Annotated in this window: 10 protein-coding genes; 8 read left to right on the top strand and 2 right to left on the bottom strand. The window is 41.8% G+C overall.

Annotated elements, in window-relative coordinates:
- Positions 1-375 precede the first annotated feature (375 nt).
- Positions 376-873, bottom strand: coding sequence for an SEC-C metal-binding domain-containing protein (locus KCX82_RS20745; RefSeq protein ID WP_227020379.1), 498 nt, complete (start codon positions 871-873; stop codon positions 376-378).
- A gap of 39 nt (positions 874-912) precedes the next feature.
- A complete protein-coding gene (locus tag KCX82_RS20740) occupies positions 913-2,202 on the bottom strand; it encodes a homoserine dehydrogenase (protein ID WP_227020378.1) in 1,290 nt (429 codons plus the stop codon).
- 182 nt (positions 2,203-2,384) lie between these two features.
- On the opposite strand from KCX82_RS20740, the gene trmL reads away from it, so the two are divergent.
- From trmL to KCX82_RS20700, 8 genes are all read left to right on the top strand, one after another.
- Complete coding sequence (gene trmL, locus KCX82_RS20735; protein ID WP_227020377.1) at positions 2,385-2,855, top strand: tRNA (uridine(34)/cytosine(34)/5-carboxymethylaminomethyluridine(34)-2'-O)-methyltransferase TrmL; 471 nt, start codon at positions 2,385-2,387, stop codon at positions 2,853-2,855.
- 159 nt (positions 2,856-3,014) lie between these two features.
- Complete coding sequence (gene rpoN / locus KCX82_RS20730) at positions 3,015-4,427, top strand: RNA polymerase factor sigma-54 (protein WP_227020376.1); 1,413 nt, start codon at positions 3,015-3,017, stop codon at positions 4,425-4,427.
- Positions 4,428-4,851: 424 nt separating this feature from the next.
- Positions 4,852-5,862 (top strand): type I glyceraldehyde-3-phosphate dehydrogenase, encoded by a 1,011-nt coding sequence (gene gap / locus KCX82_RS20725; protein ID WP_227020375.1) that lies wholly within the window; start codon positions 4,852-4,854, stop codon positions 5,860-5,862.
- 3 nt (positions 5,863-5,865) lie between these two features.
- Entirely contained in the window at positions 5,866-7,053 is a 1,188-nt protein-coding gene (locus KCX82_RS20720; RefSeq protein WP_227020374.1) for a phosphoglycerate kinase, read from the top strand.
- Between the two features lie 54 nt (positions 7,054-7,107).
- Positions 7,108-7,854: a triose-phosphate isomerase gene (gene tpiA, locus KCX82_RS20715; protein WP_227020373.1), complete on the top strand. Its 747-nt coding sequence runs from the start codon at positions 7,108-7,110 to the stop codon at positions 7,852-7,854.
- Positions 7,855-7,868: 14 nt separating this feature from the next.
- Positions 7,869-9,158 carry a phosphopyruvate hydratase gene (eno, locus tag KCX82_RS20710; protein ID WP_227020372.1) on the top strand — a complete coding sequence of 430 codons (1,290 nt, stop codon included), beginning with the start codon at positions 7,869-7,871 and terminating at the stop codon, positions 9,156-9,158.
- Between the two features lie 227 nt (positions 9,159-9,385).
- Entirely contained in the window at positions 9,386-9,616 is a 231-nt protein-coding gene (gene secG, locus KCX82_RS20705) for a preprotein translocase subunit SecG (RefSeq protein WP_227020371.1), read from the top strand.
- 101 nt (positions 9,617-9,717) lie between these two features.
- Complete coding sequence (locus tag KCX82_RS20700) at positions 9,718-11,742, top strand: sodium-translocating pyrophosphatase (RefSeq protein WP_227020370.1); 2,025 nt, start codon at positions 9,718-9,720, stop codon at positions 11,740-11,742.
- The last annotated feature ends 37 nt before the right edge of the window (positions 11,743-11,779 follow it).

Genomic DNA, 11,779 nt, shown 5'->3' with positions numbered 1-11,779 from the left:
ATGCCTAAGGATTGGTAATTATGAATCCATTGCCTAAAAGATTCATAGTTGATACCAATCATAGTTGCAGTATGTCTAAATAGAATCCTCGCCTTCTATACACCTGAGAACATATTTTAATTTATCCTCTGGCGAAAATTTACCTTTTCGTTCCATAAAAATATACTCCTCCTTATGGAAACAATTTTTATTTTTAAACTGTCTACCATAAGGGGAGCATATCATTAGAACGACTTGTCTTTTTAACTTTTTGTTTTTAATTGAAACTAATTAGGGCTTACTGAACAATTCATTTATTCTGTTTTCGGCTGCTTTCGCCGGATTACATCCGGTCTGAACAACCCTTTTTTTAATTTCCGGCTTGTTCAGCAGCTCCTAATTATTGCCGCAGCATTTTTTATATTTTTTCCCGCTTCCGCATGGACAAGGATCGTTTCGCCCGGGTATCTTATCCTTTACAACGGTTTTTGACTTTTTATGAGCTTTTATAATTTCCTGTCTTTGCTCTTCGGTCAGGATTTCCTCCCACTGGGGCAGGGTATATAAATAATCCGCTTTGGCTTCCAGCATATTGAAAAAGAGCTTTTCAAAATCAATTTCCATATTGATTTCTGATTCCTCATCAAAGGTTTCAAACTTCTGGCCCTCTATCAAGCTGGTATTGATGCCGTCAAGAAAACCCATAAAAATTACGGGATCGGCTTCATATTTTTCAGCCAGATCTTTAAAAGTACCGCTGACTTTCGCCTTCTTTTCCCCAAGAATGCCGCTGTAAATTCTGGTTTCCGTAGAACTGTACCTTTCCCAGAAGGCTTCAAAGGTTTCGTTTGTCTGATTGTCAATCAGGTGTTTCCATTGTTCATAAAGACTCATGTTAAAGAATTCCTCCTAATATAGTTAATTCAATGAAGATTACATAACTCTGATAATGCTCTTCACCTCACTGGCGTAGCCGCAGCTGCTGATTTTAGCCAGAGCTTCGTCCAGTCTTGACCTTGTTACTTCATGCAGAATGAATACAAGGGGAACTTCGCGTTTTGAATTGATATCCTTCGAAAGCTGCAATACGGAGTCGATGCCGATTCCATAGGCGCCGAAAGTGGTGGAGATGCTCCCTAATACGCCGGGTACATCTTTAACTGTTAAATTTACATAGTACTTGTTCTGTCCCTCTCCGACAAACTTCAGGGTTTTCACCGCTTTTGACTCGGGATAATGGTCAAAGGCAGCTCCCTTGGCAATGGCTCTGGATATTTCTATCACATCTCCCATAACGGCACTGCCTGTAGGAAGCGGGCCTGCGCCTTTGCCGTAGAACATCAGATCATCCACCGCATTTCCTTTGACAAAGATGGCATTGAATTCGTTGCTTACGGAAGCAAGAGGATGATTCAGAGGAACAAAGGCAGGCTGTACATGACACTCCAGCAGATTGTTAACCTTTTTGGCTGTCGCCAGCAATTTAATCTTATATCCAAATTGAGCGGCAAGATTGATGTCGTTCATTGATATCTTTGTAATACCTTCCGTTGGTATTTCATCCGGAGTCACGCGAACACCGAAAACAAGAGATATCAAAATAGATAGTTTATTTGCAACGTCAATACCTTCCACATCGGCAGTGGGGTCTGCCTCCGCAAATCCTTTTTCCTGGGCAGTTTTTAGTACATCGGCGTAATCCAGTCCATTTTCAGTCATTTGGGTCAGGATATAGTTTGTGGTGCCGTTCACGATGCCGAGGATTTCTTCATACTCATTGGCGAGAAGGGCAGTTGTCAAAGCATTGAGAATAGGGATGCCTCCGCCGACACTGGCTTCATAACGGAACATCACCTGATTTTCCTTCGCTGCTTCCATAAAGGCGTCATAATTAGCTGCCACCGCCGCTTTGTTTGCAGTTACCACATGTTTTTTATTCTGTAAAGCTTTCAGCATAAAGCTGCTGGCCGGTTCGATTCCGCCTAGAAGTTCGATTACTATATCAATGGAAGGATCCAGAAAAATATCGTCAGGGTTTTGAGTGAATTGTTCCGGCGATACTTTTATATCTCTTTTTCGATCCACATCTCTCTCTAATATTTTTGTAATTTCTATAGAAACACCTGTAGATGACTGGATTTGATTTTTGTTCATTTCTAAAGTTTTATAAGTTCCGGTCCCAATATTTCCGAGTCCTAAAAGACCGATCCTGATCGTTTTCATAAATAATACCTCCTTATCTTAGCCTGCACAATTTACGAAACAGATTGCCGGATACTTACGCAACGATGATTCGTTGATTTCTGCTGCTAATTTCTACGTATTTACGTATTATAATATATAATTACAAAATTGTCTTTAAAAAAATGTAAAAATTTATTATGATAGAGGTGAGGTGATTCATTTTGACCATTCATATCGTACTGGTGGAACCTGAAATTCCGCCTAACACAGGAAATATTGCAAGATCCTGTGCTGCAACGGGAGCGAAACTGCATCTGATTGAGCCCCTGGGTTTTTCTATTGATGATAAAACGGTAAAAAGAGCAGGTTTGGATTATTGGCCTTTTGTCAGTTTGGAAGTTCACAAAAGTTTGAATGAATTTATGGACAAGTATCAGGATGCTCCTATGTATTTGGCTACTACAAAAGGCGAACGGCGTTATACCGACGTTAAATACGAATCGGATGCCATGATCCTCTTCGGAAAAGAAACCGCAGGTCTTCCCAGGAGTTTTATCGAAGAGCATAAAGAAAAGACTATCCGCATACCTATGAGCAAGGATACGAGGCTGCGATCTCTGAACTTGTCTAATTCCGCCAATATCGTACTCTTTGAAGCACTAAGACAGCTTGGTTTTCCGGACTTGAAGTAATAAAATCAAGCATTCTGTAAAAAAATATAGTAAATTAAAAAAATCATTTTAAATAGCAAAAAGATTGTGATATAATAAACAAGTGAGCAAAATATAATAAACAAATGTGCAAAATTGTTTGTTCTATCTTAGACAACCTTTAGTAAAGAGGTGTTTTTTATGAGATTAGGATATGATCTAACAATTGAACAGTCCCAGAAGCTGGTGATGACACCTGAGCTGATTCAGGCGATTCAGATCCTTCAGTTCAATACACAGGAACTGGAAAGCTATGTTGAGGAACAGTTACTCACGAATCCAATTCTGGAGATGGCTCCGGCAGCGCCGCAAAGTACAGATTCAGAGCAGGAAAAACCTTCTGATGACTTTCGTTCCAAAGAAGAGCACGAAATTGACTGGGCCGAACATTTTAAAGAGAAAGAGTATGACGACATCAGTTATAAGCAATGGGAGTATAATACGGAAAAAAACGAGTATACATATGAACAATATGTATCTTCTGAAATAACGCTGACAGAACATCTGTTGTTTCAGCTTCAGTTTGCTCCATTAAAGAAAAGCTGCCGGCAGGCAGGAAGATATATCATTGAGTCATTAGACGAAAACGGATATATGACACTGACTTTAGATGAAATTTCAAGAGAGCTGAGTCTCTCCAAGGATAAGGTGGAGCTTGTTTTGTCTGCGATACAAAGCTTCGACCCTGCTGGAGTCGGCGCACGAAATTTAAAGGAATGTCTTCTGATACAGCTTGCCCATCAAGGCAATGAGGATCCTCTGATCACAGAGGTAATCAATCATTATCTGGAGGATATCGCCGGCAACAGACTGAATAATATCGCAAAAGCTTTAAACGTTACTGTCAGGGAAGTACAGGAAATCAGTGATATTATCAAAGGGCTTGAACCTAAGCCGGGCCGTCAGTTCGGTTCAAGCAGCGACACCAGGTATATCGTTCCCGATGTCATCGTTGAGAAAGTGGACGACGAATACATTGTTACAGTAAATGAGAGCAGTGCGCCAAAATTGACCATCAGCCCATATTATCAGAAGATGCTCATTGACTCCGATAAAGAATCCAACATTTCAAAATTCCTGACAGGCAGGCTGAACTCCGCTCTATGGCTGATCCGCAGCATTGAGCAGCGCAGACAGACCATCTACAATGTGGTCTGTGCCGTTGTAAAATATCAGATTGACTTCTTTGAAGAGGGGCCTAAGCATCTAAAAACACTGACTCTGAAACAGATTGCCGACGAAGTAGGCATTCATGAGTCTACTGTTAGCAGATCCATCAATGGAAAGTATATGCAGACTCCGAGAGGCGTTTTCGAAATTAAATATTTTTTCACCAGCGGTGTTTCGGGAAACAGCGGGGAGGGTATAGCTTCTGAGAGCATAAAAACGATTATTAAGGAAATAGTAGATAAGGAGGATCCTAAAGCTCCGCTCAGTGACCAGACTATGGTAGAGATGCTGGCGGAAAGAGGAATTGATATTTCCAGAAGGACTGTAGCGAAGTATAGAGATGAAATGAATCTGCCCTCATCCTCAAAACGTAAAAGATATTAATTTAATATAAAGTTAACAAAAATAAAAGTTATTATTTTAACAAACTGATTTATTTAACAAACGAATAAACGGACTAATTGCTTTGCAAATTGGGCGAGGCTAATTCGCAGTCAAAATCTACAAATTAAAAATTTGTGATTTTCTTGCATAAGTTCGCCATCAATTTGTTTCACAAATTGGGCGAGCTAATTCGCAGTCAAAATCTGCAAATTAAAAATTTGTGATTTTCTTGCATAAGTTCGCCATCAATTTGTTTCACAAATTGGGCGAGGCTAATTCGCAGTCAAAATCTACAAATTAAAAATTTGTGATTTTCTTGCATAAGTTCGCCATCAATTTGTTTCACAAATTGGGCGAGCTAATATTAAGAAGCTTTTTACAGTATCCACAATATTTAAATAAATACATTTAGGAGGAATGAAAAATGAAAACAAAAGTGGGAATCAATGGATTTGGAAGAATAGGAAGGAATGCATTTAAGGCTGCATTAGCTAAGAACGCAGATTTTGAAATAGTTGCAATCAATGATATCACCAATCCTGCTACATTAGCACACCTATTAAAGTATGACAGCTGCTTTGGAAAATTTGACGGCACAGTAGAAGCAAAATCCGATGCCATCGTAGTAAATGGAAAAGAAGTAAAAATTCTTGCCGTAAGAAATCCGGAAGAACTCCCTTGGAAGGAAATGGGTGTTGAAGTTGTTCTGGAATCAACCGGACTTTTCACAAAGAAAGCGGAAGCTGAAAAACATATTAAAGCAGGTGCTAAGAAAGTTATCATTTCTGCTCCAGCAACAGATGAAGATATTACAATCGTTATGGGTGTAAATGAAGACAAGTACGATGCAACGGCTCACCATGTTATTTCCAATGCATCCTGCACAACAAACTGCCTGGCTCCTTTTGCAAAGGTAATCGATGAAGTGTTCGGAATCGAAAGAGGACTGATGACAACTATTCACTCCTATACTAATGACCAGAAGATTCTGGATCTTCCGCACTCCGACCTCAGAAGAGCAAGAGCAGCTGCCGTATCCATTATCCCAACCACCACCGGAGCTGCAAAAGCCGTATCCCTTGTATTACCACAGTTAAAAGGAAAATTGAACGGCATGGCTATGCGTGTTCCAACACCTGCAGTATCCGTAGTTGACATCGTATTCGAATTAAAGAATAAAGCGACAAAAGAAGAAGTTAACGAAGCTTTAAAGAAGGCTGCTGAAGGCGAATTAAAAGGTATCTTAGGATACTGCGAAGAGCCGCTGGTATCCATCGACTTTAAAGAAGATGAAAGATCCTCCATCATTGATGCACTATCCACAATGGTAATCGAAGACAACATGGTTAAGGTTGTTTCCTGGTATGACAACGAATGGGGTTATTCCAACAGAGTTGTAGATCTTATGGAATATGTAATCAAGAAGGGTCTGTAAGATATGAAAAAAACAGTTAGAGACATAGATGTAAAAGGTAAAAAAGTGATTGTCCGCTGTGATTTCAACGTTCCCTTGAACGGCAGCGGAGAAATTACCGATGATATCCGAATTACAAGTGCTCTGCCGACAATCAATTATCTAATCGAACAAGGTGCCAAGGTGATACTCATGTCTCACCTTGGAAGACCTGACGGTGAAGCAAACATGAAATATACGCTGAAACCGGTGGCAGACAGATTATCGGAATTAACCGGAAAGAAGATCGTATTTATCAGCGTTCCCGAGGTTGTTAATGAAGAAGTTGCAAAAGCAGCTGACGCACTGCAGGATGGCGACGTAATGCTTCTTGAGAATGTCAGATTCCGCAAGGAAGAGACAAAGAACGGAGCCAACTTCTCAAAAGAGCTGGCTGATTTGGCGGAGATCTTTGTAAATGATGCCTTCGGAACCGCTCACAGAGCACACTCCTCCACCGCCGGAATTGCAGATCATCTGCCGGCCGTATCCGGTTTTCTGATTGAAAAGGAAGTAAAATTCCTGGGTAATGCCGTTGAAAATCCGGAAAGACCTTTTGTAGCCATTATGGGTGGTGCAAAGGTAAGTGACAAAATTCTGGTCATTGAAAGCTTGCTCTCCAAAGTGGATACTCTAATTGTAGGCGGCGGTATGATGTTTACTTTCCTGAAAGCCAAGGGCTTTGAAATCGGCAAATCCATTCTGGAAGCCGATAAAGTGGATCTTGCTGCCGATCTTTTGAAAAAGGCAGAGGAAAAGGGCGTAAAGCTTTTACTTCCTATCGATACGAAGGCTGCCAAGGAGTTCAATAATGATGCTGAAACAGCCGAATTTGACTGTGATCAGCTCCCTGCCGAATGGATGGGACTGGACATCGGCCCGAAAACCATCGCCTTGTTCCAGGATGAAATCAAAAAGGCTAAGACTGTTGTCTGGAACGGCCCAATGGGTGTATTTGAAATGTCAAACTTTGCAAAGGGAACCATCAGTATTGCCGAGGCTATGGCCGAAAGTGATGCGGTTACCGTAATCGGCGGCGGAGATTCTGCGGCTGCAGTTGAGCAGTTTGGCCTGGCTGATAAAATGACACATATTTCCACCGGCGGAGGAGCATCTCTGGAATTTCTTGAAGGAAAAGAACTGCCGGGAATCGCTGTATTAGAGAATAAATAGTTCGCCAACAACAACAATTTGTTTCACAAATTGGGCGAGCTAAGGAGGTAGTAAATGAGAAAACCGTTTATTGCAGGCAACTGGAAAATGTTTAAGACAACAAAAGAAGCCGTTGCTTTTGCAGATGAATTTAAAAAGTTATATGAGCAATCCGATGTTCTGGCTGGTATTTGCGCGCCATATACCCAGCTGGCTGCTTTGGTAGAAGCTTTTAAAGGTACCGGAATCAAGGTTGGCGCACAGAACATGCATTTTGAGGAAAACGGTGCATATACCGGAGAAGTGTCTGCGGATATGCTGAATGAAATCGGAGTAGAATACTGCGTTATCGGACATTCTGAAAGAAGGCAGTATTTTAATGAGACTGACGAAACCGTCAACAAGAAGCTGCACACAGCCTTTAAGCATAACATTCTCCCAATCGTATGCGTAGGTGAGGTTTTGGAAGAAAGAGATGCGGGTAAAGAATTTGATGTGGTAAAAACACAGATGGTCGGCGCGCTGAAAGATTTGACTGCAGATCAGGTTGCTTCGCTGGTGGTAGCCTATGAACCGGTATGGGCCATCGGTACCGGCAGAACTGCAACTCCGGAGCAGGCAAATGAAATGTGCGGCTATATCAGAAAAGTTATTGAAGACATCTATGGTGACGAAGTTTCTGAAAAAGTCATCATCCAGTACGGCGGCAGTGTAAAACCAAACAACGCGACTGAATTGATGAACATGGAAGAAATCGACGGAGCTTTGGTAGGAGGCGCTAGCCTTGTACCACAAGATTTTATTCAGATTGTAAACTTTTAATTGGAGGTGACAGTATGTCATATATTGAAGATGTAATTGCTCGTGAGGTGCTGGATTCCAGAGGAAATCCAACGGTAGAAGTAGAAATTTATCTGGAAGATGGGAGCATGGGAAGTGCCATCGTTCCTTCCGGAGCATCTACAGGAATCTTTGAAGCGGTAGAACTCAGAGATGGCGATAAGAGCAGATATCTGGGAAAAGGCGTTCAAAAAGCAGTAGATAACGTAAACGAAATCATAGCTGAGGAAATCATCGGTATGAATATCTTTGACCAGGTTGGACTTGATCGTACCCTGATTAAACTCGACGGAACCGACAATAAAGGAAAACTGGGCGCTAATGCAATTCTCGGCGTATCCCTTGCAGCTGCTCATGCTGCAGCTAACAGCCTGGGATTACCTCTTTTCCAGTATATCGGCGGTGTTAACGGCAAGACACTTCCTGTTCCTATGATGAATATTTTAAATGGGGGACAGCACGCTGACAATAATGTAGATATTCAGGAATTCATGGTAATGCCTGTTGGAGCTGAAAGCTTCAAAGAAGGTTTGAGAATGGGAGCAGAAATCTTCCACAGCCTTAAAGCAGTATTAAAGGGTAAAGGCATGAACACTGCCGTTGGAGATGAAGGCGGTTTTGCACCAAATCTTTCTTCCAATGAAGAGGCTATCGAAGTGATCGTAGAAGCCATAAAAAAAGCTGGCTATGAACCTGACAAAGATGTAAAAATTGCTTTGGATGTAGCTGCTTCCGGCATGTATGATGAAGAATCCAAAACCTATAATTTTGAAGGAGAGGGCGTAAAGAGAACCGTTGCGGAAATGGTAGATTATTACGAAATGCTCACTTCGAAATATCCTGTAATTTCTATCGAAGACGGACTTGCTGAAGACGACTGGGAAGGCTGGAAGCTTCTTACAGACAGACTTGGCAAAAAAGTTCAGCTTGTAGGAGATGACCTGTTTGTTACCAATACGGAAAGACTCTCCAAGGGTATTTCTCTGGGTGTTGCAAACTCCATCCTGATCAAGGTTAACCAGATCGGAACACTGACTGAAACACTGGATGCTATTGAGATGGCTAAAAAGGCAGGGTATACTGCAATCGTTTCCCATCGTTCCGGTGAATCAGAAGACGTAACCATTGCTGATATCGTTGTTGGAATTAATGCTGGCCAGATCAAAACCGGTGCACCCTCCCGTACCGACAGAGTGGCTAAGTACAACCAACTGTTGAGATTAGAAGAAATTTTGGATGATTCTGCTCAGTACGCAGGAATTGATGCCTTCTATAATTTGAAATAACGATGTTCCACGCCTTGTTTCCGTTTTGCCGCAGCTTCAGCTGTAATGGCAAAACGGACAGCGCAGCAAGCTTTTGCTTGCAAAGGAGTTTACGAAACGTTAAATGCACAGATTTAAAGAAAATTTTTCTGAATTTGAAAAATTTTCTACGGTTGCGTTATAAAACATTGATTTTTTATAACGGATATGATACCCTATAACCGTTAATCTTAGTAGGAGGTGCAAAATTGAAAATATTCCTGATGATATTACTTGCTATAGCGAGTCTGGTATTAATAGCCAGTATCCTGCTGCAGTCTGGTAATAGTGCTGGTCTATCCGGGTCCATCGGTGGAGGAGCAGAGCAGCTTTTCGGTAAAAAGAAAAGTAAAGGTTATGAAGCAATACTTAGTAAAGTAAGCACTGTAGGTGCAATCGTCTTCATATTATGTTCGTTAATACTAGTTGCGATTGAATAGCGAAAAATTGATTTTATTGTTAATTGAATAAACTATGTTTCATTTTAAGAGGTGTCGGACACCTCTTAATCTTGTTGTAGTGAAAGGGAGGAATTACAAGAATGAATGTATTAGCTATCTCCGCACCTGTTGCAGCCATCATTGCATTGATTTTTGCATATGGCTTATCTTCGTGGATCAATAAAGTGGACGAGGGTACGGATAGAATGAAAGAAATCGCAGGTTTTATACGGGAAGGTGCCATGGCATTTCTAAGGAGAGAGTATAAAACAATGGCAGTAGTAATACTGATCCTGTTTCTGATTCTCGGATTTGGAATTAGTTGGACAACCGCAGTACTTTATGTATTCGGTGCACTTTTCTCAGTACTTGCAGGTTATTTCGGAATGCGAGTTGCCACAAAGGGTAATGTGAGAACAGCAAATGCCGCTAAAATTGGTGGAATGAATCAGGCACTTAAGGTTGCCTTCAGAAGCGGCGCTGTTATGGGACTTTGTGTTGTAGGACTCGGTCTCCTGGGTGTGGGGGGAGTTTTTGTAATAATGGGTGTTGATTCGGCTTCTGTTATTACAGGATTTGGTCTTGGCGCTTCATCAATGGCTCTATTTGGTCGTGTAGGCGGCGGTATTTACACGAAAGCCGCAGACGTAGGTGCCGATTTGGTTGGAAAAGTTGAAGCAGGAATCCCTGAGGATGACCCTAGAAATCCGGCGGTTATCGCTGATAATGTAGGTGACAATGTAGGAGACGTTGCCGGAATGGGGTCCGATTTATTTGAATCTTATGTAGGTTCTATCATCTCTGCCATTACCTTGGCGGTGATCATACCTGTTATTAAGCCGGCTTTTGGCGGTGAATTTACTTTACCTCCATTGGAAGGCTCGGTCTTTCCTCTAGTTCTTTCCGCAATTGGAATCATCGCTTCCATAATCGGGATCATGTTTGTAAGAGGAAATGATAATACAAACCCGGCATCCGCTCTAAATGCCGGTACTTATATCAGCAGTGCTGTTGTAATCGTCTGTTCGTTTATCCTGAGCAAAAGCTTCTTCGGAAATTTCAACAGTGCCATTGCCATCGTAGCGGGGCTTCTGGTTGGTGTTTCAATAGGAAAAATAACAGAAATTTACACTTCCGGCGATTATAAATCCGTAAAGAAAATAGCCGAACAGTGTCAAACAGGCCCCGCAACTACTATTATCAGTGGTTTTGGTGTTGGAATGCTTTCCACAGTTTGGCCGATTATTATGATAGCGCTTGGAATCCTGATCGCAAATGCTTTTGCCGGTTTATACGGTATCGCTCTGGCCGCAGTTGGAATGCTTTCCACTACCGGTATGGTAGTTGCGGTAGACGCTTACGGACCGGTTTCTGATAATGCCGGAGGAATCGCAGAAATGTCTGAACTTCCTCACGAAGTGAGAACCATAACGGATAAGTTGGATTCTGTAGGAAACACAACTGCCGCTATCGGAAAAGGATTTGCCATTGGATCAGCTGCATTGACTGCATTAGCTTTATTTGCTTCTTATTCACAGGTTGCCGGACTTTCTGCAATCAGCTTGCTCAATCCGCTGGTAATCGCAGGTCTCTTTATCGGAGCGATGCTTCCGTTCCTGTTCTCTGCGCTGACTATGAATTCCGTAGGAAAAGCAGCTTATCAGATGATTGAAGAAGTAAGAAGACAATTCAGAGCTGATTCCGGTATTATGTCAGGAACATCCAGACCGGATTATGCAAGATGCGTAGATATCAGTACAAAGGCTGCCTTGAAAGAAATGATGGCACCAGGTTTGCTTGCAATCATAGCACCTCTTGCTGTAGGTTTCATTATGGGTACAGAAGCCCTTGGCGGAATGCTGGCTGGAGCGTTGGCATCCGGCGTATTGTTAGCTATTATGATGGCTAATGCCGGCGGAGCCTGGGATAATGCAAAAAAACATATCGAAGAAGGAAATTTTGGCGGCAAGGGCAGTGAGTCCCATAAAGCTGCTGTAGTAGGGGATACCGTAGGAGATCCGTTTAAGGATACTTCCGGTCCATCTATTAATATTTTAATTAAACTTATGACAATCGTAGCAGTAGTATTTGCCCCGGTGTTTCTTGCTGTGGGCGGCATAATGTAGAAAACAACAGATAACGAATTAAAAGGACAGCTTAATA

Source organism: Sinanaerobacter chloroacetimidivorans (assembly GCF_018128545.1).
Lineage (GTDB): Bacteria > Bacillota > Clostridia > Peptostreptococcales > Anaerovoracaceae > Sinanaerobacter > Sinanaerobacter chloroacetimidivorans.
The sequence above is the reverse complement of the archived record's forward strand: the minus strand, read 5'-3'. Positions and strand labels throughout refer to the sequence as shown.